Source organism: Roseobacter sp. HKCCD5988 (assembly GCF_037830355.1).
Classification (GTDB): domain Bacteria; phylum Pseudomonadota; class Alphaproteobacteria; order Rhodobacterales; family Rhodobacteraceae; genus M30B80.
The window spans coordinates 356,611-380,742 of sequence record NZ_JBBLYJ010000002.1; the positions used below are offsets into that span (position 1 = coordinate 356,611).

The 24,132-nt window shown below is 50.4% G+C and carries 23 protein-coding genes; 13 read left to right on the forward strand and 10 right to left on the reverse strand.

Features of this window, described 5'->3' with window-relative positions:
* Positions 1–5: 5 nt before the first annotated feature.
* Together AAC636_RS09825 and AAC636_RS09830 are read right to left on the reverse strand one after the other, a co-directional pair.
* Positions 6–788: an ATP-binding cassette domain-containing protein gene (locus AAC636_RS09825; protein WP_340298578.1), complete on the reverse strand. Its 783-nt coding sequence runs from the start codon at positions 786–788 to the stop codon at positions 6–8.
* A gap of 59 nt (positions 789–847) precedes the next feature.
* Positions 848–1,849, reverse strand: coding sequence for a sugar ABC transporter substrate-binding protein (locus AAC636_RS09830; protein ID WP_340298577.1), 1,002 nt, complete (start codon positions 1,847–1,849; stop codon positions 848–850).
* A 250-nt stretch (positions 1,850–2,099) separates the two neighbouring features.
* Here AAC636_RS09830 and AAC636_RS09835 point away from each other — a divergent pair, with 250 nt between their 5' ends.
* From AAC636_RS09835 to AAC636_RS09845, 3 genes are read left to right on the forward strand one after another with little or no spacing between them, the layout of a single operon-like run.
* Positions 2,100–2,864, forward strand: a complete 765-nt coding sequence (locus AAC636_RS09835; RefSeq protein ID WP_340301375.1) for a FadR/GntR family transcriptional regulator — start codon at positions 2,100–2,102, stop codon at positions 2,862–2,864.
* On the forward strand, positions 2,861–4,006 hold the full coding sequence (dgoD, locus tag AAC636_RS09840) for a galactonate dehydratase (RefSeq protein ID WP_340301376.1): 1,146 nt from the start codon (positions 2,861–2,863) through the stop codon (positions 4,004–4,006). The genes AAC636_RS09835 and dgoD overlap by 4 nt, the downstream gene beginning before the upstream one ends.
* A complete protein-coding gene (locus tag AAC636_RS09845) occupies positions 4,000–4,887 on the forward strand; it encodes a dihydrodipicolinate synthase family protein (protein ID WP_340301377.1) in 888 nt (295 codons plus the stop codon). The genes dgoD and AAC636_RS09845 overlap by 7 nt, the downstream gene beginning before the upstream one ends.
* 69 nt (positions 4,888–4,956) lie before the next feature.
* Here the strand turns inward: AAC636_RS09845 and AAC636_RS09850 are convergent, their stop codons facing one another.
* Together AAC636_RS09850 and AAC636_RS09855 are read right to left on the reverse strand one after the other, a co-directional pair.
* A complete protein-coding gene (locus AAC636_RS09850) occupies positions 4,957–6,102 on the reverse strand; it encodes an aminotransferase class V-fold PLP-dependent enzyme (RefSeq protein ID WP_340301378.1) in 1,146 nt (381 codons plus the stop codon).
* A gap of 151 nt (positions 6,103–6,253) precedes the next feature.
* On the reverse strand, positions 6,254–7,486 hold the full coding sequence (locus AAC636_RS09855; protein ID WP_340301379.1) for a mandelate racemase/muconate lactonizing enzyme family protein: 1,233 nt from the start codon (positions 7,484–7,486) through the stop codon (positions 6,254–6,256).
* 181 nt (positions 7,487–7,667) lie between these two features.
* On the opposite strand from AAC636_RS09855, the gene AAC636_RS09860 reads away from it, so the two are divergent.
* Positions 7,668–8,390: a hypothetical protein gene (locus AAC636_RS09860; protein ID WP_340301380.1), complete on the forward strand. Its 723-nt coding sequence runs from the start codon at positions 7,668–7,670 to the stop codon at positions 8,388–8,390.
* A gap of 233 nt (positions 8,391–8,623) precedes the next feature.
* The gene (locus AAC636_RS09865; RefSeq protein ID WP_340254662.1) at positions 8,624–9,472 is read left to right on the forward strand and encodes a 3-methyl-2-oxobutanoate hydroxymethyltransferase; all 849 of its coding nucleotides are present in this window, start codon (positions 8,624–8,626) and stop codon (positions 9,470–9,472) included.
* A 102-nt stretch (positions 9,473–9,574) separates the two neighbouring features.
* On the opposite strand, the gene AAC636_RS09870 is transcribed toward AAC636_RS09865, so the two are convergent.
* Positions 9,575–10,264 (reverse strand): class II aldolase/adducin family protein, encoded by a 690-nt coding sequence (locus AAC636_RS09870; RefSeq protein WP_340301381.1) that lies wholly within the window; start codon positions 10,262–10,264, stop codon positions 9,575–9,577.
* On the reverse strand, positions 10,261–11,679 hold the full coding sequence (locus tag AAC636_RS09875) for an FGGY family carbohydrate kinase (protein ID WP_340301382.1): 1,419 nt from the start codon (positions 11,677–11,679) through the stop codon (positions 10,261–10,263). Before AAC636_RS09875 ends, AAC636_RS09870 begins: the two co-directional genes overlap by 4 nt.
* Before the next feature lie 274 nt (positions 11,680–11,953).
* Between AAC636_RS09875 and dddP the strand changes: the two genes are divergently transcribed.
* Positions 11,954–13,294, forward strand: coding sequence for a dimethylsulfonioproprionate lyase DddP (dddP, locus tag AAC636_RS09880; protein ID WP_340301383.1), 1,341 nt, complete (start codon positions 11,954–11,956; stop codon positions 13,292–13,294).
* Between the two features lie 104 nt (positions 13,295–13,398).
* On the opposite strand, the gene rarD is transcribed toward dddP, so the two are convergent.
* The 3 genes from rarD to AAC636_RS09895 all read right to left on the reverse strand — a co-directional run bounded on the left by rarD (position 13,399) and on the right by AAC636_RS09895 (position 16,243).
* On the reverse strand, positions 13,399–14,331 hold the full coding sequence (gene rarD / locus AAC636_RS09885; protein WP_445322570.1) for an EamA family transporter RarD: 933 nt from the start codon (positions 14,329–14,331) through the stop codon (positions 13,399–13,401).
* Between the two features lie 140 nt (positions 14,332–14,471).
* Positions 14,472–15,338, reverse strand: a complete 867-nt coding sequence (locus tag AAC636_RS09890) for a sugar phosphate isomerase/epimerase family protein (protein ID WP_340254647.1) — start codon at positions 15,336–15,338, stop codon at positions 14,472–14,474.
* On the reverse strand, positions 15,335–16,243 hold the full coding sequence (locus AAC636_RS09895) for an NAD(P)-dependent oxidoreductase (RefSeq protein ID WP_340259962.1): 909 nt from the start codon (positions 16,241–16,243) through the stop codon (positions 15,335–15,337). Before AAC636_RS09895 ends, AAC636_RS09890 begins: the two co-directional genes overlap by 4 nt.
* Positions 16,244–16,406: 163 nt before the next feature.
* On the opposite strand from AAC636_RS09895, the gene AAC636_RS09900 reads away from it, so the two are divergent.
* The 3 genes from AAC636_RS09900 (at position 16,407) to AAC636_RS09910 (ending at position 19,352) form a co-directional block, all read left to right on the forward strand.
* On the forward strand, positions 16,407–17,450 hold the full coding sequence (locus tag AAC636_RS09900) for a LacI family DNA-binding transcriptional regulator (protein ID WP_340301385.1): 1,044 nt from the start codon (positions 16,407–16,409) through the stop codon (positions 17,448–17,450).
* 167 nt (positions 17,451–17,617) lie between these two features.
* Entirely contained in the window at positions 17,618–18,193 is a 576-nt protein-coding gene (gene yczE, locus AAC636_RS09905; protein WP_445322571.1) for a membrane protein YczE, read from the forward strand.
* 205 nt (positions 18,194–18,398) lie between these two features.
* Positions 18,399–19,352: a phytanoyl-CoA dioxygenase family protein gene (locus AAC636_RS09910; protein ID WP_340301386.1), complete on the forward strand. Its 954-nt coding sequence runs from the start codon at positions 18,399–18,401 to the stop codon at positions 19,350–19,352.
* A gap of 148 nt (positions 19,353–19,500) precedes the next feature.
* Here AAC636_RS09910 and AAC636_RS09915 read toward each other — a convergent pair whose 3' ends face one another.
* Entirely contained in the window at positions 19,501–20,199 is a 699-nt protein-coding gene (locus tag AAC636_RS09915) for an RraA family protein (protein WP_340259959.1), read from the reverse strand.
* Between the two features lie 228 nt (positions 20,200–20,427).
* Here AAC636_RS09915 and AAC636_RS09920 point away from each other — a divergent pair, with 228 nt between their 5' ends.
* The 4 genes from AAC636_RS09920 (at position 20,428) to AAC636_RS09935 (ending at position 24,122) form a co-directional block, all read left to right on the forward strand.
* Complete coding sequence (locus tag AAC636_RS09920; protein ID WP_340301387.1) at positions 20,428–21,228, forward strand: HpcH/HpaI aldolase family protein; 801 nt, start codon at positions 20,428–20,430, stop codon at positions 21,226–21,228.
* 88 nt (positions 21,229–21,316) lie between these two features.
* Positions 21,317–22,261, forward strand: coding sequence for a 2-hydroxyacid dehydrogenase (locus AAC636_RS09925; protein WP_340259957.1), 945 nt, complete (start codon positions 21,317–21,319; stop codon positions 22,259–22,261).
* A 119-nt stretch (positions 22,262–22,380) separates the two neighbouring features.
* Entirely contained in the window at positions 22,381–23,148 is a 768-nt protein-coding gene (locus tag AAC636_RS09930) for an SDR family oxidoreductase (protein ID WP_340254619.1), read from the forward strand.
* Positions 23,149–23,159: 11 nt separating this feature from the next.
* Positions 23,160–24,122 (forward strand): 2-hydroxyacid dehydrogenase, encoded by a 963-nt coding sequence (locus AAC636_RS09935; RefSeq protein ID WP_340259956.1) that lies wholly within the window; start codon positions 23,160–23,162, stop codon positions 24,120–24,122.
* Positions 24,123–24,132: the final 10 nt, after the last annotated feature.

Consider the following 24,132-nt stretch of genomic DNA (forward strand, 5'->3'; position numbering starts at 1 on the left):
ATTCCTCAGTCCAACGACCCAGTACGGGCGACGTGATACAAGCGCTCGATTAATTCATCCATTGAGATCTCGCTCTTGTCGTAGATCCCAGCCACTTTCCCACGGTCGAGCACATAGAGGCGGTCCACAACTGGATAAACATGGAAAATATTGTGATCTATGAAAATCGCGGATTTTCCGGCTTTCTTAATACCACCCACAAAGTCCAGCGTTTTCTTGGTCTCAGTCAGCGACAGACCGACAGTGGGCTCATCGAGGATCACTAGGTTTGCGTCAAAATATAGCGCGCGGGTTATCGCCACACCTTGCTTCTCACCGCCGGACATTGTTGCGACAACATTGTCAGGGTGTACTGCGGCGGACGTGAACCCCATATGATCGGACATCAATCGAGCCGACTCGGAGCGCATTTTCGCTACGTCCAGCAACCCCCACTTCGAGCGCGGTTCGCGGCCCATGAACATATTCCGCCAAATCGGCTGCTTCTCACAGAGCGCCCGCTCCTGATAAATTGTCTCAATCCCCAGATCACGGGCTCGCGCCACGGACCAGTCGTCAATGCGATTTCCGTCAAACCAGATTTCACCCCCAGGGTCAGGTGAATGAAACCCCATCACCGTTTTCACCAAAGTTGATTTTCCCGCGCCGTTGTCGCCAAGGAGCCCGACGATCTCGCCAGGATATACCGCGAAATCTACATTTGATAGGGAACGCACCTCGCCAAATGTCTTGGACACGTTGCGTAGTTCAATCACCGGTGTGCCGGTGGGAGGCGTCGCCTTAGTCATTTCAGATCCTTTGAAAGCAGCATTACTGCGGCGAGCATGCCGCCGCAGTAATTTTTGGGTTAGCGGATCTCAACGGCCGCAAGTGGCGCAACGGCGTCCACGTTAGACGAGTCTACGAATGCACCGGCGGTGTTAACATCCAGACCTGAGAAGCCATACTTTTCAGTCAGGCAAATATTTAAGATCGGCAGATAGCCCTGTAGGTACGGTTGCTGGTCGATCACAAGGTTCTGATAACCGTCCTGCACTGCCTGGGCAGTATTGGGCGACATATCGAAGCCTGCAAAATACACCTGGCCGGGCTCGAGCCCGGCAGCCACTGCATAAACGCCTACGTTTGAGGTCAAGCCACCGTGGTCGGTTACAACGATTTTTACATCAGGGTTGGCACCCATGAGACCAACAAATGTCGCCGTGCCAGCGTTTGGATTTGCATTCGTGGCGGCGTCGATCTCTTGATACAGTACCTCCAAGCCAGCAGCCTCAAAGGCTTCGATAACCCCAACAGTACGTTGTCCACGGTCGCCGCCCTGAGCCTGAAGGCCCCAGACAAACACTTTGTCGCCAGGCGAAACACCCGCACGAGCCGCTGCCTCAGCACCTAGAGCATAGCCTGCGTCATAGTTAGGCGCGCCGACATAACCAAAGCCATTGGGCCCATACGCTGCCTGGCTGTCACGCAGCGAGGTATTGAGCGTCGTAAAAATTATACCCTGATCGTAAGCTTGCTGGACAATAGGGCCAGTGGCCGCTTCGCCCGCAAACCCATAGGTAGCAATTCCGTCAACACCGGTCGCAACCGCCTGCTGGATCTGCTGGAGCATCAAGTTTGGATCCCAATCAGAAAAGTAGTAGGTTACGTCCGCGCCAAGGTCTAGCTCAGCCTGCCGAAATCCGTTGTACACGTTGTTAGCGAAAACGCCGCCCTGCGGACCACCAGGGAATGCCGCAATTCGAACGCCCTCACACCATTTTTCAACTGGCTCTGCGGATACCCCAGTAGCAGCCAACACAGCTGTCGAGCAGGCAAGCGCAGAAAGCAAAATCTTTGCTGATTTCATATTTATTTTCCTCCCTTTTAAAGCTCCAGCCACGATTACAGCTTTTTGGTGTATGTTGTTATGGAGCACAACTAAATGGGTAAACTAGTCATACAAACCTGTAAATAGTTTTATAAGCAACGGAAAATAGCGCCTTGCAAATAATCTATTCTGTATCAAAAATCTTTTTTTATTGAAAAAATTATCCTCGCAACTGAAATAAATAAATTATTGCATTTACGGGCTCGAAAACTTGTCATACAAGTTGCCCATGGCATTTAAGAAAAAAGAAACTTCACCAGGTGAGACTGCGGCCCAAAACGTTGCAGAGCTGATCACAGCGGAAATTTTTGATCAATTTGATTTAGGAGTACAGCTTCCCTCTGAGACGGAACTCGCCGCTCGTTTCAAAGTCAGCCGAGTTACCGTGCGAGAGGCACTCAAACTTCTTGCAGGGCGTGGCCTCATAAATTTATCGCGAGGCCGGCGAGCCGCAATCCAACAGCCAGATGGCGCTATGTTTGGCGCATTTTTACAGGCGCTCATTCACTCAGACCCACGGGCTGTGTTTGACCTCACTCAAGTAAGGCGTTCCTTAGAAGTGCAATCGGTCACGCTCGCCTGCCGAAATGCAAGCCGGTCCGGCATTGACAGTGTGACATCTGCCCTAGCAGTAATGCAAGAGATCGCGCAAAGCATGCCTGAAGGCGAGGCAAATGTCGAAGTTGGGCAGGCGTTTGATCACGCTGACGTAAAATTCCACCAGTCAATTGCTTTAGCGGGAGGGAACCGAGTCCTCACATTTCTATTTGAGGCAATGGAGGGTGCCCTAATTGAAAGTTTCAAACGTAGTCGCCGCTTTCAGAAAAGATCAAGAGATACCCTACTGAGTGTTTGTGATGAACACGCTCAGGTACTAGAGCACGTCCGGCTCAAAGATGAACGCGCTGCAATAGAAGCACTACTGGCTCTTATTGACAGATCCGAGGCCAACCTCAGATCATCTTCTGGCATGAACGTGAGGAGCCGAATGTGAAAATTACTAGTCTGAAGACTTGGGTCGTACCTCCACGTTGGCTATTTCTAAAAATAGAGACCGACGAGGGTATATCTGGCTGGGGCGAACCTATCCTCGAAGGCCACGCCGAAACTCTGAAGGCAGCTGTACATGAATTGGAAGATGTACTGATAGGCTGCGATCCGAGCCGGATTGAAGATATATGGCAGATGATTTACCGAAACGGCTGCTATAGGGGCGGGCCAGTGCTGATGAGCGCCTTGGCGGGCGTTGATATGGCGCTCTGGGACATAAAGGGCAAAGCTCTTGGCGCCCCTATTCACACATTACTTGGTGGACCAGTACGAGATCGCATCCGCACCTACCAATGGTGTGGCGGCGACAAACCCTCAGATCTTATTGGCGGGGTGAAAGCTGTAAAAAGCAATGGTTATTCAGCTGCAAAATTTAACATATGCGCGGAACTTCAGATCGTAGACACATATGCAGCAGTAGATAGGATAGTAAAAAGCTTGTTCGAGCTACGGGAAGCAGTTGGAGACGAAATGGATCTCGCATTTGACTTCCATGGCCGCGTGCACGCACCAATGGCGCGCGTGTTACTTAAAGAGTTAGAACCTCTAAGGCCAATTTTTGTTGAGGATGCAGTAGTTTCGGCAATGATTGAAACAATGGCAGACCTAGCTCGCTCGACTTCAATACCTCTTTGTATCGGAGAACGCCTGCACAGCAGGTACGACTTTAAACGCGTATTTGAACTTCGCGCGGCGCAGGTCATCAATCCGGACACAGCCCACGTTGGTGGGATCTCTGAAATGGTCCGGATAGGCCATTGGGCCGAAGCCTACGATGTCGCGCTTGCACCTCATTGCCCGATAGGCCCCATAGCACTTGCAGCCTCGTTACAGGTTGATGCAGTTTGCCACAACGCATTCATTCAGGAGCAGTCAATCGGTATCCACTACAATACAGGCGCTGATGTGTTGGACTATCTGGTTCCAGGGGGCATCGAAATAGATAACGGTGACCTACTTATTCCACGGGGCCCTGGCCTTGGGATCGAGGTTAATCAAGAAAAAGTCGAGGAATTGTCTCGAGTGGGCCATCGATGGCGCGCACCCATTTGGAGGCACAAAGATGGGTCAATCGCCGAATGGTAAAACGCTTTAAGGGCATACATGCCGTTCTCTTCGCTCTTTTTGACGCTAACGAAGAGCTAGATCGCTTTGCAATGGCAAGCCAGATGGCGTGGATCCGTCAAGCAAGCCCTGACGGGGTCATTGTACTTGGTCTCGCAACGGAAGTCGGGAAGCTCAGTGAAACTGAGAAGAGGCAAATTATTGATTGGGCCGCTCAAGATCGGGGCGACCTGCCACTCGGGGTCACTGTCACTGGAAATTCGGTTGCGGAGCAAAAATCTCTCGCCGCTCACGCAACAGCTGCCGGCGCTGACTGGTTAATTCTTCAACCACCCCTCGCGGGAAACTACGCCCCCAATGAATACATTAACTTCATGACCCGGGTGGGCAGTGATTTAAGTCTGCCCTTCGCGGTACAGAACGCGCCACAATACCTGGGACGTTCACTGTCATCAGACGATCTTAACAGATTGGCTGACAATTGTCCTGGCTTTACCCACGTCAAAGCAGAAGTGAGCGCAGGTGATTTAGCTAACCTCATTGCCGTGTCAGGCGATAAGCTCACCGTCCTAAATGGCAGAGGCGGGCTCGAGATGACTGACTGCTTGCGCGCCGGTTGTGAGGGATTCATTGTGGCGCCTGATGTGTTGAGCGGTGTGATGAACTGTTTGAAACACTGGCGCTCTGGAGACGAAGCCAGCGCCGAAAAAGCCTATGCATCCTTTCTACCCGCAGCAACCTTTGCCATGCAGTCACTTGAATATTTGGTATGCTACGGCAAACGAATATTCGGGTTTCAAACTGGAATTACGATTTATGATCGAGCGCCAGCACTCCGACCAACCGAAGCTGGACTGGCTTATGCCAGAGGTTGGGCTGAACGCAATTCAGCGGGAAAATGAAAATAAAGAATATGACTTCGAATGACACGCCCTCAGACGGGATCAAAATTGAGTCTCGCTGATTACAAATCAGACCAATTTCCCCAAGGTCTCTATCAGCCGATCAAAATCTCTGTCATCATTCCAGAGATGCGGCGTAATGCGCAAAGAACCCGCGCGCTCCGATAAATATACATTTTCTTTTGCCAATTGGAGCAAGAGGTCGTTGCGCGCACCTGACGGCAGCTGTGCACCAATGAAATGTGCCCCACGGTTTTCAGCGGGAACAGTTTTCAATCCAAGCGCATTGAGCCTGCGACACAAATCTGCATTACGGGCAGCGAGCGTGCTCTCAATCGCCATTACATTCCAATCAAGCAATTGTCGCAGCGCCTCGTTCACACCGGGTAGAAGCGCGAAATTTGCTCGCTCACCCATATCATATCGGACTGCGCCAGCCTCAAATGTTTCTGGGTTCTCAGTGAGACGAGAAAAATTACGCCCACCCTGCCGCGTAACCCAGCCTTCTTCGAGTGGCTTCCCATCAAAATAGGTGGGATCCACGTAAAGAAATCCAGTAGAATATGGGCAGAGCATCCACTTATAATTTGCCACGGCCGCAAAGTCTGGGCGGATTATAGTAAAGTCAGTGACCAGCGCTCCTGCAGATTGTGTCAAGTCCAAGACGAGCGCAGCACCCACTTCGTCACATCGCGAGCGCATTTTTACCAGGTCAATATAAGCCCCTGTGGTCCAGAGCACGTTAGGCACGGCCACGATAGCGGTGCGCTCATCAATTGCCTGTAGGAGCGCAGCGGTTGCTGCCGCACCCTGGGGAACGTCTACTTCAACAAAATCCCCACCGGCCTCACGCGCTTTGCGCTTCCACGGATAGGTGTGTGAGGGAAACTGATTTTTCAGAGTGATAATGCGCTGACCCTGAGTTAGGGGAATGTTATTGGCCGCCGCACTCAACCCGTAAGAGGCGGAGGGAACGACCGCAATTCGGTCCTCAGGCGCATTAACCAACTGCCCAAATAACTTTTTGGCGGTGTCTACTTCTTCAAAAAAATGATCAATGGTTAGCCGCCAGGGTTGCGCCTTCAACCGCACGCCTTCATCGATTGCTGCGACAACAGAATGCATGAGCGGCGACATGTATGCGGTGTTCAGATAGGCGACCTCGTCAGGAATATCGAAGAGATGTTTTTGAGAGGCTATAATCGGCTTACCCATTATCTATTGTCCCTAATTCACTGGGAAAAGCTGTCTTTATCATCACTAGAACACAATCTTTTTCGACATCAGCTTTTTGCTTTTATTTCGTGATTTTGCACTCACCAAAATTCATTTGTTCCTAATGTGTAGAGCATAGCTTTGGGGTACGTTAAATTCTAGGAGACTGAAAAACACGCTCCCCATTAATGCGGATGTCCACATCCACCCGATAGGTTTCCAGGGCTTCGAGGTTCAGCTCAATTCCCAACCCTGGAGCATCTGGCAATTCAATCTCTCCATTGGCATTGGGGGCGATCTGAGTAATCGTCAGCTCGCGTGCCAGCGCCGACAAACCGGTGGGATACTCACAGATTTTATGGTTCTGGAGGCCGGCATAAGGTTGGATTGAGGCTGACAGAGCTAGGTTCGATGTGAACGTGTGATTTATGTAGACCACGTCTCGCTCGGCGGCATAGCGCGCCACATCGACCGCAGGCCCAATACCACCAATTCTACCGCAATCAATTTGGATGAAGCCAACGCCTCCAAAGTCGATCAAGTGCTCTGCCATGTGCCGATTATGTGCCGCCTCTCCGCCAGCGGTTTTGACTGTGCTACATTGGCTAGAAAGCGACTGATACGCACGATATGCGTGACCGTGAAAGGGCTCCTCAAATAGCATGACATTGGCAGCCTCCATAGCTGGCAGCCGCGCCGCTGCCGCCTCCACGTCTTCACCAAATATTTGACCGGCATCTATCAAGAGGATGCCGTCTGGACCCAATCCTTCGCGGGCTGCTGCCACTTGATTGGCGTCAGCTTCAACAGACTGGCCAAAAGGTGACCAACCAAATTTTGCGGCTCGAAAGCCACTGGATCTTATGTCTTTGGCACGGGACAATGTTATCTCAGGGCTGCTGCCAAACAAGACTGAGGCGTAGGGAGTTTTGGCGTATGCCTTCTCCCAATTTAAGAGTTGCCAAACTGGGACGCCTCGAGCCCGGCCGAGCAAGTCCCATAGGGCCATTTCAATTCCGGACCACGTGTGAGCGGCCTGCAGTAGGTCCATAGAGTTGTAAGCAACCTTTGCGGCAATTGCTCTGATATCATTTGGGCTTTCGATCCGCGCCCCGAGCACTGCGTCAGATACTGGACGACATGCGCCGTGCGAGATTGGGCAGACAAATGCAGAAATTGACGGTAATGGAGCTGCCTCACACTCTCCCCATCCCTCGTAATCGCCCCCACGCACCCTGACCACCAATGCGTCCTGGCTCCCATCAGCTGCAACCGTGACTTGCGGCATTGACAGGTAAAAGAAATCAACACTCTCAATCCTCAAAGTGGACATGTCTAAGTCTCCTCGACGAGTGATGGGATCACTCTTGTAGTAATCAATCATCACACACAGTGATATCGATTTCGTAAGATGCCTACCCTCAGCAGAGTATCAAAAACATGTCGGAAAAAAAGCTTTTCACTGTGGAGGAGTAAGCTGCAAACCGTCAACCGTGGGCCAATTTCTAGAATTTAGCCCAGGCTGAGCTAACATTTAAAATAGGATTGTATTGCAAGAAGAAACAATGACGGATTGCACTGTTATCATTCTGGGATCTGGGCCAAGTGTTACAAAGACACGTAACCATCCGCGCAAACCCTCAGAATTTTTTGTTGCCATCAACAATGCCTGGCGGGTGCGTGAGGATTGGGACTGGCTGATACACCCCGAAGACTTTCCCGCAAATCGACGGCCAAATTCACTGCAAAGAGGACAACGTATCGTTGGCGCACGAGAGTATGTCCCGGTGCAAAATGAATTCGGTGGCTTTGTGTATGCCGGCGGAACAATGGCTTTTACTGCTGGATACTGGGCGCTCGGAGTACTGAAGCCTCGGGTGATCGCGATGATCGGATGCGACATGGTATACCCGGATACGGGACCCACTCACTTTTATGGCCACGGCAAAGCAGATCCATTGCGAGATGATATCACCCTCCGATCACTTGAGGCAAAATCAGCAAGGTTTTGGGCCTTAGCCTCGCGGGCTGGCTGTTCGGTCGTTAATTTATCTACGGCGCAGCGAACACGGCTCACATTCCCAACAGCTTGTCACTCCGAACTCGAAAAATTAAGACCAACCCAATTCAAAAAAAATTTCGTGGACAAAGCACTGCAAGCCGAAGCAGCCGCAAACTATTTCGTCCCTTCAGGACGATACTGGGAAGCGAAAAGTAACTTCGACCCAAAGGTAATCGATGCAATTGATAGACTTTGGCTAGATGCGGTCGAGCACCGTAAACGTTGAACGATGAATGCGCGCATTTGTAGAGCGGTGTTGACGATTCAATAGCTTAATCAAAAACGTTTCACTAGCCGCACATCAGCCCGCATTGCCATGCTGATGAAAAATCCCAACGGCTCCTGCGCTAAGTTTAATTATTCGTTTTATTTCTCCTGATACCTTATACTCTCTTATAACTCACCAATCATTGGACTGATTGATGGATGAGTTGAGCAGCCGTCAGGAGCATGCCCGATATGAAACGCATTTATGATTTCTCCCGAAAACCAGCGAAACGCAATTACACCATCGCGGACCTGCAAGACCTAAAGGTAAATCCCAAAAAACTGTCGATGGCCAACCCGGCAAACCGCGCTGAAATACTCGCGTGCAAAGAGGCAGGCATAGACTTGTTCGTTGGAGGGATGGAGCAAATAGATGACATTCGAGAAATTGCGCCGACCCATTTCGCACGAGTGGGCTCAAGGTGGGCACAATTTGGATCGAACGCAGAAATCCTAGCTGACGCATTTGAGGCTATGCGCCGTGGCGCCGACATGTACTACACACTGCGCTCGCTCGATGCTTTGGAAATGATGTCGAGAGAGGGGATCCCGGTGCAAAGCCACATTGGGTTGATCCCAACCTTTAGTCAGTACTGTGGTGGCTTAAGGGGTTGGGGGCGCAATGCCGATGAAGCAATTAAAATTTTTGAAAATCTGAAACGCCTCGAAGAAGTGGGCGTAATTGCGGTCGAAGCCGAATGCATCGCAGAGGAAGTTTTGGAGGCCGTGAACTACAAGACGTCCATCGTCACGTTCTCGCTGGGATCAGGCATGGCCGGGGACGTGATTATGTCCTTTGTTGCCGACATTTGTGGGGAAGATAGCGAAGAGGAAAGGCCGCCAAAGCATGCACACGCATTTGGCAATGTTGGACGCTTACAGAAACAAATTCACGAGGAACGCGTCGCCGCACTCACACAATTTCATAATGAGGTAGCAAACGAAAACTTCCCATATCCAAAAAATAACATTTCGATGCACGAAGGCGAGAAAGACAAATTTCTCGAGGCCTTAGATAAGTGGAGGCCAACGCATCAATAACATTTTGACTTGATATATAAGAAATGTGGACCTGGATCACACGTGCAACCGCACGTGTAAGTCTTTAACAAACCCTCCTCAGAGGCGGCATAAGCATTGATTTCACGCCAACCTTGGTTTCGCGATATCCAGTGCGTCGTCAGCCTCAGGCCCTCTACCGTAGCTCATGCGTTTCATTTGCTCCAATACCCGATCCATTTCATTATCGGAGAGCACTGGCGGTTCACCAAACGCACAGGCGTTAATGTAAATTTTTGCTAGGGACTCTACCTCGATGGCCATTGCAAGGGCGCCGTCAACATTCTTCCCTAGGCTAATTTGACCATGCTGCGCGAGCAGACACGCCATTCTGCCGTCCAGGGCGTCTATCGCTGCATTGGAGAGCTCTTGTGTGCCAAAAGTCGCATAAGGGGCACATCGAAGGGTATTACCGCCCATTAACCCAACGATATAGTGAAAAGCCGGAATGTCTCGATGGTGACAAGCCACAGCAGTGGCGAAGGTGGAGTGACAGTGCAACACAACATCAACGTCTACACGTGTTTTTAGTATATCGCGATGGAAGCGCCACTCCGATGACGGCCGGGGGCCAAGATAGGTGCCGTCCCAATCCATCTGCACAATATCCTCAGGGCTGATTTGATCGTATGGGGTTGAAGAGGGTGTAATCAAAAATCCATCACCATAGCGTACGGAAAGATTTCCAGATGTGCCCTGATTTATACCGTGCGCATTCATCTTTAAGCAGGTCTCAATCATATTGCCGCGCAGTTTCTTCTCATCAGGTTTCATTCAACTCTCTCCCTTGCAAGCCTTTGCCAATCATCGACATATTTTTTCAAACCTTGGACCTTATCCAGTTTGGATGGATGCCCGAGCGTTGGTGGTAAAACTGTAGATGGGTAACATAATGCGACCGCTCCCCTTGAGAGGCCATCAGCCGCCTCATTTATAAAAGTTTTCGCATTAGGCGCGGATAGGGAGCGTATTGAGTTTACCATTGCTGCGTAGAGTGGCTCCTGCAAGTAGCTCCCGTCTAATATCCATGTTCGATCAGGTCCCAAGGTGTTTGCGCACTCCACCGTAAGAAGCGCACTGTGAATGATCGCCAAGGCAAGACGCTGTTCTTGTGTGTCTGGTTTTGGACCGACTATCTGCCCAGAACGCGCAGAACCTGGAAACTGGCCATTATCATCGCCCAAACTCGGTAGCACCATGGTCCCCTGCAATACCAATTCCTGGATCACACTTAGGTCGGCTCTTGCTCCGGCGGGTTGGACACCTGCGATAGTCTCATATTCACGTCCAGCCATCGTCAGTGCGCCACAAACTGGGTTGCCAAACGGATCTGAATTGCACGTCATCCCCAGTGCCTCATTCAGCTGCAGCGGGTCAAATCCCCCAGCGAGGGCCACGGTCCAAGTGCCGGTAGACACAACGGTGAACTCCTCAAGGCCTAACGATTTATAACTATAAAAATTGGCCGATGAATCATGGATCCCCGCGTGCACTTTAATATCAAGAGGCAGTGAATATTTTTGGGCCAATTCCGGTCGTATCTTTCCAAGCACCGCATCAGACGAGGTCATGGGTGGTAATATTCTCTGCCAGTTGCGATCCCGCACTAACTCCGTCCAACTAGACTGAGGCACATTCCACAAGTGAGACTGGGCACCTAAAATTGTAAATTCACTGACAGCCACACCACTCAAACGCCATGCCCAGTACTGTGGAAGGCATAAAAACCACCGAGCATGCTTAATGGCTTCAGGTAGCTCAGTTTCAATCCAAAAAAGCTGACGGGCTACGTGACTGGCACCCATCATTAAGGCCGAACCACGATCTAGGTAGCTGGCCTCAATATTTTCGTACGCCATAGCGATGTCTTCTGGAAGCTCTTGTTCATAGTCGATCATAGGTACTAAGGCTCCATCGCCAACGACCTCATTACGATCCTCAACCAACACTCCACCCGACCCATGGGCCGCTACGATGAGATCTCCAATGGAGTGGTTTTGATTTAATTCAGCTAGTGTAGAGAACACCCATTCGTTTAGCTCGATAAGATCTGTATGCCGCCAATTTTTAGATTCTACCGACACATTCCGAGTCGAGCGGCTATCTATGACGTCACCACTCTTGCTACATATGAATAATTTGACGTTTGATTTGCCGTGGTCGAGGACAGCAACTGTCTGATTATCCATGCTCACTCACTCCCCTACCACAAAGGCACAATACACTTACGAAGAACCGTATTACGCCTACTGCACGCTACCTTTGCGTAAGTTTTGGCTCAATGGGGTTATTAGTTGCAGCCACATCCGATCATCGCTTGTCCGGAACACCATTCATAACACAAACAAAGCGTACTAGTAGCGGTACAGAGATCCAAAAGCGTCAAGAAATCCTCGAAACTTGGTCGCAAATTGACGCGTTCGTCCGCCGAACTTTCATAACGCTAGAGGCGGGAGGCGTGTTATGAACAATCACTTTCGAGACAGTCGCAAGATTGACCCCAGTCGCGGTGCTGTCACCGGTGACAATACGCCCAATGACCAAGATCGAATTGAAATTGGGCCGACTCAACTTGCCTATGCGGAGTGGGCCGATGCGGGTCTACTTCTACCTGATTTGCAGGAGATGCGACGTTATCGTTGGTTCCGCCTAACGCAGGCAATTCAGGCGCGCGACTACGCCGGCCTCTTGCTCTTTGACCCCCTCAATATTCGCTATGCGACTGACAGCACCAACATGCAGTTGTGGAACACCCACAACCCATTCCGCGCAGTCCTGCTGTGTGCGGACGGGTATATGGTAATGTGGGACTATAAGAACGCGCCATTCCTGTCACAATTCAATCCACTTGTGCGCGAGGCCCGGTCCGGGGCTGATCTCTTCTATTTTGACCGCGGCGACAAAATTGACGTGGCCGCGGATCAATTCTCCAATGAGGTGAGGATCCTCCTTGAGGAGCACGCCGGCCAAAACCACCGCCTCGCCGTTGACAAAATCATGATCCACGGGCTCCGCGCGCTCGAGGCGCAGGGCCTGGAGATCATGGAGGGCGAGGAATTGACCGAGAAGGCCCGCTCAATTAAGGGGCCCGACGAGATACGGGCCATGCGCTGCTCGGTCCACGCCTGCGAGACCGCCATGCAGAAGATGGAGGACTTTGCCCGGACCGAGGTGCCGCGTGGCGGAGTTTCAGAAGACGACATATGGGCGGTGCTGCACGCAGAAAACATTCGCCGAGGGGGTGAGTGGATCGAGACACGCCTACTCACCTCGGGCCCGCGCACCAATCCATGGTTTCAGGAGTGCGGTGGACGGATCGTGCAGAACAATGAAATCATAGCCTTCGACACTGACCTCGTCGGCAGTTATGGCATCTGCACTGACATGAGCCGGACCTGGTGGGTGGGCGATCAACGCCCTCGCCCCGATATGGTGGAGGCAATGCGGCACGCTCACCAGCACATGATGACCAACATGAGCTTACTGAGGCCCGGCATCAGCATCCCAGAGCTCGTGGCGAAATCGCATAGCCTCGCAGACAAATACCAAGCCCAAAAGTATGGGTGCCTGATGCACGGCGTCGGACTGTGCGACGAGTGGCCGTTGGTGGCTTACCCCGACCAGGAGGTCGCCGGGGCATTCGACTACACTCTGCAGCCCGGCATGACGCTCTGCGTGGAGGTACTGGTGAGTGAAGTGGGACAGGATTTCTCGATCAAGTTGGAAGACCAGGTCGTCATCACTGAGTGCGGATACGAAAATCTCTCGACCTATCCGTTTGACCCAGCATTATTGGCTTCATAGTGTTCTAGAGACGCACACCCAGTCATGTCGATTTTTTCCAACCCGCGGCAAAATCTAGCCTGCGTGGTTCAGCGTTGTACTTAACCTTTAAAAATATTTTCGCTTTAGCGAATTTTTGAGCCCGACTTTGTGCTGCCAAGGCTACTAATCAATGACGCTGTGTACACGACAAGTGCGATCCAAATAAGTGGAAAAGCAATTACTTTAGGCCCAGTAAACGGTTCCTTAAAAATGAACACCGCGCACAGGAATATCATGGTCGGAGCAATATACTGTAAGATAGCAATCGTTGTCAGACGCAGCCGCTTAGCGCCGTTGGAGTACAACAACAAAGGGACAGCAGTCACCGCACCACACCCCAGAAGCAGCAGTGTTGTCACAGGACCCTCTACGAGAAAGCTACCCGCTCCAGTTAAAATTAAATAAAATATGTAACCCAGGGCGAATGGCAGCAAAACTAAGACCTCCAAAAGGAAGCCTTGATTGGGGCCAATGGGCAAACGTTTTTTGGCTAGTGCGTACATGCCCCAGCTCACAAAAAGTGCCACTGTCACCACAGGCAGGCTACCCGCTGAAACTGTCAATATCACCACAGCAATTACTGCAAAACCGATTGCCACAAGCTGAATTAAGTTAGGGCGCTCTTTTAAAAAAATAGCCCCAAGTGCAACGCTAAAGAGGGGATTAATATAGTACCCTAGCGCGGCATCTAGCGCGTGGTCATTAGCTATCGCCCAAACATAAACTGTCCAATTGAAAGAGATGAGTGCCGCGGTCAGAAGGCCCATAGACAACATCTTCGGCGACCTTAAGGCTTGCACAAGGTCAGACACTCTACCCAATGATATCAAAACTGCGGCAGCTATTGGAACAGACCAAGCCACTCTATGAGCGACAACCTCCGCCGGTGGCACATGAGCAAGTAGCTTCATGTAAATAGGAAGTATTCCCCAAAGGAGGTAAGCTGATACAGCAAATGCGAGGCCCGAACGGCTATCTGTGCTTTCGTTTGCCACTCGATCAACCCTAACTCGCAGAAAAAACTTTAGCGCAACATTATAGTGTTCAAGCAGCACACACTGTTACTTCATCACCATTAGCGATTGGTGAATGTATTCGCCAGTATCCTGAGCGCTTTATGGATTTACAGGGTCAGCTGTAGTAAGAAATACACAACTTAGCTAGAAAAATGCGCCTTGAAGCGATCAATGCAACTCCTGAAACCAGCTTCAAAGTCTCCGTCTCCCTTGTGGTATACGCTCTCAAAAGAGATTACCCCTTGGTAGCTGTCTTGTCGTAAGGAACTAGCAATTTTCGGAAAGTAGGGCGCTAGCTGTCCCTCATCCATTCGGCGCACTTCAAGGTGTGCCCTTGGGGTGTCAACTTGGACGTCCTTTATATGAACGTGGCCTAAGTAACCCTGGCTCAATTCCTTGTAGCCATCAGGAAATGCCACCTCGTGACACCAGCAATTATTAGCTGGATCCCACAGAACGCCCAAGACGTCCTTTGCATCCAGATCATCAATCAGACGACGACCCGTGTAACTGGAATTAACCATCGTGCCATTACCCGTTTCAACCACTAACTTGACACGTTCAGCCCTGGCCAACTCGATTGCTGGCGCAATCAGCGGCAGAATAGCGTCCCACGCGCCCTTCGCGACGTTCCATTGCTCTGCTCCATGACTACCCCAAAGTATTTGCTCCTTCTTTGGCGTCATGATCCGTACTAATCCCGCATCTAAAATGTGTGCCATGTCGATGACGCGTTTAAGTGCGTCCATATGGGTTGTGTGGAGTGTGTCACCGGGTTTGTTGTTTTGGGTCATACCCGCAAAGATGTGACGGGAGAGGCAGGAGACGGGCTTACCGCGATCTCTCAAGAGACTGTCCATTTCTTTGATCTGCTCTGGCGTGTGATCACCCACCTCGGCATCCCAAACAAATTGTAATTCTGCGTATTCTAAGTCGAACTCATCCATTACATCGACGGCATGGTAGAGATCACGGCTGATACCGTCACAAATCACACCAAGTTTCATCTAATGGCCCTCGCCCCATCGCGGTGCAATTCTACACCGACTATTTCCTCAATAACCCGCGTACAAACCCAATTGTCTCCATTGGGGTACTTTATTTTACCTGCATGAAACACTTGCATCGCTTGAGCAGCCATATGCAGCGGCACAGTCATTTGCTGTGCCAAATCAAGGGAAATGGTTAAATCCTTGTGCATGGTGGAGATGTGACTGCCCGTCCCCTCGAATTTACGGTCGATTATATTCTCTAGAGCCGCCTTAGTAACGCCACATCCAGCTCCAGATGTGGTGAAAACATCGTGGATCACTTGCCCCGAAATGCCCGCCTTTGCAGCAAGAACACACGCCTCAAAATTCGCTGCGAAAATCGATCCAATTACTGTCTGCAGGCACGCCTTAACTGTCTGACCTTGTCCGGGGACTGACCCAACCCGATGAATTTTGGCTGACACAGCCTCCATGACTGGCACCGCACGATCAAGGATATCTGAAGGAGCTGCGGCCATCATTGTAAGTGTGCCCGATTGCGCTCCCGGGAACCCGCCTGACACTGGAGTATCGACCAAATCGAGCCCAGTCGATTTTAATCCTTCTGCGATCTCTACAAGCTCATGCGGTTTGATCGTGGCCGTGATCAGAATAATTCCACCCTTGCGCATGGCTTCCACTAGCCCACCTCTTCCAAAGATTACCTCCTTGGCCTGCGCGCCAGTCATCACCATTACGAAGGCTGCGTCCACATTGCGGCCTAACTCGAACAAATTTTCTGCTGGTTTTCCTCCAAACTCAGAAAAGCTAGCCATCCGCTTCTGATCAATGTCAAAGCCCCAAGTCTCAAAGCCAGCCTTGATCAAATTCAAAGCCAAGCCGCTGCCCATATCCCCAAGACCAACAACCGCTGCTTTCATTATCACCCTCCACCGTTGTGCTTGCCATCCGCCGTTCGAAAGCATCGCAGAAGCAGCCAAAAGCCAAGAAAAATCACTTGCAACTTTCATATTTGATGAATTTTGATGTGAAGTATGGCTTAGAATGGATTTATTTGATGTATTTTGATGTAGTAAGTGCCCTATGACCGGTCGTGCTCGTATTAAAGAAATTGCAAATCTCGCAAATGTTGGCAGTGCCACTGTCGATAGGGTTATACATGGACGCAGCCATGTGTCGGACACGACCAGACAAAAGGTTCTTCAGGCCAAATCTGCAATAGAGAGTGGTGCGTGGACGGTGCGCAGCCCTAGGCCATGGCATTTGAAGGTGATTTTGCCTGAAATGGCCGGGCTATCTACTGAATATCTTGCCCAATGTTTTAACGAGTTTGGAGCTCTGGGGAATGCCATTGTCGAATGCGCATTTTCGCCCAAGCTGGAGCCTGCCGCCTTAGCTCGCAAACTACGCAACTGTGGTTCGGGCAAGTGGGACGTGGTTATATTTCAAGCTCTGGAAGATCCAAGGGTTCGTGATGCTGTCTCCTATCTTAATAACAGAGGAGTGCCTTGCCTTAGTCTTCTCTCTCCCCTGCCTAATGCGCCAGTTATTGGGTTTGTTGGTAGTGACGGACGAGCGGCGGGGCGAACTGCGGGGCTCTTAATGGGTCTAGCATGCCCTCACGGCGGCGAAGTTGTAATTATTTCGGGTGGCCAGTTATATCGTTCCCACGAAAATCGAGAAATGGGGTTTCGCTCTTATCTCAGGAGCCACGCAAAGCACCTTAAAATACTTGAAACTGTGCTAGGCCATGACACGGCTGAACAAAATCACGAGAACTTAAGCCGAATTATCCGTAACACTCCCGGCTTGGTCGGGCTGTACAATGTAGGTGGCGGCAACGAAGGGATTGTGCGTGCCCTGAGTGAGGCCAATTTAACTTCAGAAATTTGCGTCATTGCACACAACCTAACACCCAGAACCCGAAGTCATCTAGGAGAGGGCATTTTTCAATTTATTCTTCACCAAGATATGAGACTGATGGCTGAGCGCGCCATAAATGTTTGCCTAAACTACCTAATCAACGGGCAAAGTGACAACATTCACGTGCCTGTAGAGATTATAACCAGGGAAAATCTGGAACCTCGTGATAGCGGCCAGCAAACATTGAATAGTTTGCCTCAATAAATGATTTATTTATTGCCACTTTCGATCATGTGTGAGCGTCATGCTCACAACATAAACGATATGACTTCGGAGCATTCTTGAGCTTTCTCAAAATTAAAACCATACCACAGCTCTTTTGGAGTGCGCCGGTCCCACTTAGTATGCGCCCCCCTTTTACGTCGTGCGCCATGCTCATATTTGGGCTAATAATTTTTGGGTTTGGGGAGACACTCCTCATAGCATCAGGATCAGGGGTGAGCCCATGGACGGTTTTTGCTCAAGGGATTTCACGCCTTACCGGCTGGAGCATAGGGTTGACGACTTTCGTGGTCAGCTGTGCAGTGCTTCTTCTGTGGATCCCGCTAAGACAAATGCCGGGCATCGGGACCATTCTAAACATTATCATCGTAGCCTCAGTGATGGATTTGGCGCTGCCACATATCCCAGTTTTTGAAGAACCAATCTTCAAAATAGCTGAAGGCGCATTGGGTGTATTCACGACTGGATTTGGTGGAGCAATTTATTTGATTGCCAATCTTGGCCCGGGGCCGCGTGATGGCCTGATGACAGGAGCTCAGAGGATTACGGGATTACCGATTGTATGGGTTCGAAGCGCTATTGAAATTTTGGTGGTGACCGTAGGGTGGCTGCTCGGTGGAATTGTGGGCATCGGAACTCTTTTATTCGCATTTGGGATTGGCCCGTCGATTGCACTCAGCATGGCTATTTTAATTTCCTTATTTGGCAAAAAAAATTCACACTAATGGAAAGATTTTTAAGTTTTTTATCAAATAAAACGCATGCCAAGCTGCTAGGCAGAACCTTCGAAGCCCTCTTGAAGATTACTAAAATTTTTGAGAGCCCAGCCTAATGCGCTAAAAACTTGACCAAATTTTTATCTGCTGATTAGCTCAGAGGGCGTTTGTAATTCTCATATGCATGGTGAGTTGAGCTTGGGAGGAAATTGATGTGCTGACAGATAAACAAAAAGAATCTTTTCACACCAATGGCTACCTCGTGGTCGAAGATGTGTTTGATCAAGAAACTATCTTGGAACCCGTACGTAAAGAATACGAAAACCTACTCGATGAGCTCGTTGACGGCTGGATTTCCGAGGGGAAAATTGCAGCTAGCATAAAAAAAGAAGACTTCTACACCAAGCTCATGCACTGCTATGAAGCAGGGTGCGACTGGTTCCAGCCGATGGATATTTCCCTGCCAGGGGATGAGATCAGTGAAAACACACCCATGCACTTTGGTCCCGCCGTCTTCAAACTCCTCACCGCTGACCGACTTCTTGACATCGTAGAAGATCTCATTGGTCCTGAAATCACTTCTAACCCAATCCAACATGTTCGATTGAAACCACCAGCGAAAAGATTGCACCATGACGAGGTGCGTCCCCACATTGGTAACACGGCATGGCATCAAGACCGTGGTGTGGCCCACGATGAAGCCGACGCCACCGACATGGTTACTGTGTGGTGTGCCGTTAACGACGCGACCGTCAGTAACGGCTGCCTGCAGGTTATTCCAAAGAAGACTGAACAGAGCTTATTGCCTCATTGCCCACAGCGACAAACCACAATAGCGGACGGCTTTTTAGAACAGAGCAATGCAATACCTTTGCCTGTTAAGTCGGGCGGCATTTTAATCCTACATCCGTTGACGCCCCACGCGTCACTAGACAACATGACGAATAAATTCAGATGGTCTTTCGATATACGCTTCAACAAAACCGGGCAGCCCACAGGTAGATCACACTTCCCAGAATTTATTGCGCGTAGCAAAGCAGATCCCGGCCAGGTGCTGACAGACTGGAAAGCTTGGAAAAAATCATGGGAAGAAGCGCGGAAAAAACTCTCGACGCAGAGCCACATACCGATCCACCGCTGGACCAGCGACGCGCCATTTTGTGCTTAAATTCCAGTTTCTGTGTGGTCTGGTAGGCTTCATGGTAGCCGAGGCCTATTTCCGTACAACCAAACCCCCAGGTGCGCAGGGGGCGCGGCTGAAATTAGTTAGTTTTCTACCATTGAATGAAAAGCAGCGCGTTAAGTCTTAGGAACTTCTAATCTTCGTATCTGACATCACTGCCTTTCATTAAATCTGGCAACCACTTCGGCATTTTAAGGCCTTGTGCGACCTGCGCATCCAACTCGGCTTCGAGAGATTTGATGCGTTCCAGCTTTTGAATAACATCATCGATCTTGGCAAAGGGAACTACAACTACTCCGTCAAGGTCAGCAACAATCATGTCACCGGTTTCAACCTGTTGGCCACCAATTTGAATTGGAAAGCCAACTGTTCCGGGCCCCGACATGTAGGGAGATGCAGGTGTGAGGCCTGTACACCAAACCGGCAGACCTACTTCGACGATGCCTGAATAATCGCGGACGGGGCCATCGGTTATAAATCCAGCAGAGCCAGAGTTTTTGTACATTCCTATCAATCGATCGCCAGCCGCAGCGCAACCCTGATGGGCATCAGAAGACACAACCACCATCTCGCCGCCTTCGATTAAATCCAGGACAGCAAAGCTAGCTAAAACGTCAGCTGGACCAGAATAAGCCGTTATTGCTGGTCCTGCCGCGACACACTTGATGTCTCGGCCTGCACCCAGAGGTTGTATGTTCTCACTCAGAGCGCCTTTTCCATCTAGCGCATCTGCAACAAAGCTGGTCGGTACATTTTGAAAAGCCGCAACCTGAGCTTTGGTAGGACGGCTAATATTCTTCTTGATGATTAACCTAGGCGGATTTTCAATCATGATGCACCTTTTCTTTAACTTGTAAAAATCAAAGAATGACAAATTTACAGCGCACTGGCTATCAATTTTCGTTAGATGGAGATTACGCCGATAGTCCTCAATTTAGGCCAGTTTCAGGAGCGTGTTGGCGAAGTTGACCGAAAAAATGGATCGGTGCGCGGTTAAAATTTTCTTGCTTTTAAAGTGATCCACTAGACACAGTTAGTTTAGTCACAAGGTGTCGAGACAATGGTTCTAGAAAACAAAAAAAGCGTAACAAAGAATAAAGTAGCTAAAGGCCACCTTTCTGGGATGTTAGTCTTCGAATTTTTCTCGACTGGAATGCCCATGATAGCCGCGTCCGCGGATGCTGATTTTCTGATGTATGACATGGAGCACACCGGCATTGGATTTGAGACATTAAAAAATCAAATGGCGGCATGTAGAGGGCTCGATATAGCGCCGTTTGTTAGGGTACCTACGGTGGAAGGGAACACAATCGGCCAGGCACTAGATATAGGCGCCCATGGTGTGATGATACCCATGATAGAAACTGCTGACCAGGCAAGAGACCTTGTAAAGCGGGCCTACTACCCACCGATTGGCAAGCGCGGCACTGCATTTGGTGTGGCACACGACGACTATTCAGACAGGGCCCCGGCGGCAATCATGGCAGACGCCAATGAAAAAACCATTTTAATCGCCATGATCGAAACAGCTGAAGGGCTTAAAAACGTAGACGAAATTGCTGCCGTCGAGGGTATTGACGTGCTATGGCTGGGACATTTCGACCTAACCAGCTCTATGGGTATACCCGGGCAACTAGATCACCCCGACTATCTTGCCGCTGTGTCGCGGATTGTATCTGCAGCCAACAAAAATGAGAAACTTGCAGGCTTCATGGCCGTCAACAAAGCGGTCGCTGAGGAGTATTGGGGGCATGGATTTCGTATGATTGCCTATGGCATAGATCACATTTTGCTCAAGGCGGAGCTAAACAGCGGAATTAATTTCATCAATTCTCTCAGTAAAAAAACCGTAGAGAATTGATGTGCAAAAGTTCAGGGTAGGAATATCGGGTTCAATTTTTGGAAGTGACGGTGCACCGTGCTTCGACCCACAGATCTTGCAAAAACTCATGGATCGCCCGGACGTTGATGCCACGATCCTACCGGTAGAAAAGACCGAAATTGACGCGCATGATGCCGAAAATTTCAATGCAATCTACTTAATGCTGGAGAAAGTTTCATTCTCACAAATAGCGCCACGCACTGGCCCCTTCACTGGTCGGTTACGCCTGCTGGCGCGCCACGGAGTGGGCTTTGACTCAGTTGATATTGATGGCATGAACAACTTAGGAATTATGGTCACCAATACTCCTGATGCGGTGCGCCGCCCGGTTGCCACGATGGCCATGACTATGATGTTGGCTGTGACCCATCGCATTATTGAGAAGCATAATTTGACGCGTGCCGGCGGGTGGTCCCACAATGCCGATTACATGGGCACGGGGCTGACTGGTAAGGTGTTAGGTGTCCTCGGGGCGGGCAGCATCGGCAAAGAAATACTTCGCCTTGCGCAACCTTTTGAAATGAAATTAGCAGCTGCTGACCCAAATTGCTCCGTAGCAGAACTAAGTGCGTTGGGCGCGGAAAAGTTAAGTACTGAAGAGCTTTTTGAAAAAAGTGATGTCCTAATTATAGCGACATCACTCAACCAGGATACTTATCACCTGGTAGACATGAGTAAGCTGTCCAGAATGAAGCGAACTGCAGCTCTAATAAACGTGGCACGTGGTCCAGTGATTAAGGAAGTTGATCTGATCGAGGCGCTTCAAAAAAATTATCTATCGTGCGCAGGGTTAGATGTTTTTGAACAAGAGCCCGTAGACATGGCGAACCCACTTCTCAAAATGGACAATGTGATCACTACATCTCACTCATTATGCTGGACAGATGAATGCTTCGATAACATCGCACGAGATGCGATCGGGAGCGTTCTGTCATACGCTGACCGGAGAACACCTCAATACATTGTAAACAGAAGCGTGCTAGAGCATCCGAGGCAACAATCCTGGTTTTAAAGATTGTTTTTCATTGGTCTATTTTCATCCTGACCAAAATTTGACTAAGATTGCGATGGCCTTGCTTCCTGACGCCTTAAAAGCCAAGCTCTCCAAAAGGCATTATTAGGAGGGTTAATATGAGCGTTACGCTCTTCGATCTGACAGGAAAGACCGCACTGGTTACAGGGTCTTCACGCGGGCTGGGACTTGCTTTTGCCAAGGGTCTGGCACAGGCCGGAGCAAGTGTAATCCTAAATGGTACTAACGACGAGAACCTCGAGGTTGCCCGTGCTCAGCTACAGGGACTGGGATTGAGCACCAGAGTTTCCGCTTTTGATGTCACTAATGAGCAATCCGTTATCTGTGCGTTCCAAGAACTTGATGCAAACGGAATTAAAGTTGACGTTTTGGTCAACAATGCGGGGATCCAGTTTCGCAAACCAATGCTTGAACTGGAGACTAAGGACTGGCATCGCGTACTAGACACAAATTTGACTGCCGCCTTCATTGTTGGTCGCGAGGCAGCTAAGCGGATGGCCGAACGCGGACACGGCAAGATTATCAATATCGGCTCGCTCACCTCAGAGCTCGCGCGTGCCACGGTGGCTCCCTACACTGTAGCCAAGGGCGGCATCAAAATGCTTACTAAAGCCATGGCAGCAGAGTGGGGAGAATTAGGCATTCAGGCCAATGCTATTGGACCCGGTTACATGATCACAGACATGAACGAGGCGCTTATTAACAACCCAAAGTTTGATGAGTGGGTCAAGTCACGCACACCAATGCGGCGATGGGGGCGGCCTGAGGAATTAGCCGGCACGTGCATATATCTTGCTTCGGACGCTTCTAACTACGTGTCAGGCCAAATTATCTATGCCGATGGCGGCATGATTTCAGTTCTCTAAAGGTGATCAGAATGAAAATTGTCTTCTACGGAGCGAATGCAGTCAGTTTTCTACCGGGAGTGTCAGACCTGTTAACAATCCCCCATGAGATCACCAGCGTACCGGATGCGGTTGATCAAATTGCGCAGGATGAACTGAACGCGGCGGACGTTGTAGTGGGTGTCCATTTCAAGTCACCCGTCACAGCTCGAAATGCGCAGCTGTTCCAGCTACCCGCGGCAGGCTACGACCAGGTAACGTTTGATGCCCTGCCCTCCACCTGCAAAGTGTGTAACGCCTTCGGCCACGAGAATGCGATTGCCGAATATGTGATGTCTGCCCTCCTAACCCGTCACGTACCCCTGGCGACGGCAGACGCTCAATTGAGAGCGGGGGCTTGGAATTTTTGGGCTGGTGCGGGCCCCAAGGCGCTGCGAACCGAACTGGGTGCGCAGGGCATTGGGATCATTGGGCATGGCCACATCGGGCAGGCAGTCGCGGATCGGGCGGTAGCCTTTGGCATGGCGGTGCACGTTGCCAATCGAAGCCCCGTCACCGACAGACGCTATACCGCCGTTTACGGTCTCGACAAACTAAACAATATGCTGGGCGCGGTTGACATAGTGGTCAACACACTCCCGCTCACGCCCTCTACAGTCTCATTGATTGACCACTCAGCCTTCGCCGCCATGAGGCGCCATTGCGTTTTACTGAACGTGGGCCGTGGCGGCGTGGTAGATGAAGACGCACTATACGAGGCCCTCGCGGACGAGAAAATTGCCGGCGCAATCATAGACACGTGGTACAGCTATCCGACCGACGCCGCCACACCGCACCGCCCCGCGACACGCCGCTTCGAGGAGTTGTCAAACATAGTTATGACGCCGCACATGTCCGGCTGGACGGACGGCACTGTAGCGCGGCGGCAGGCAACAATCGCGGACAACATCACGCGCCTCGCTGAGGGCCGCCCACTCATAAATCAGTTAAATTAGGAAACTCTCC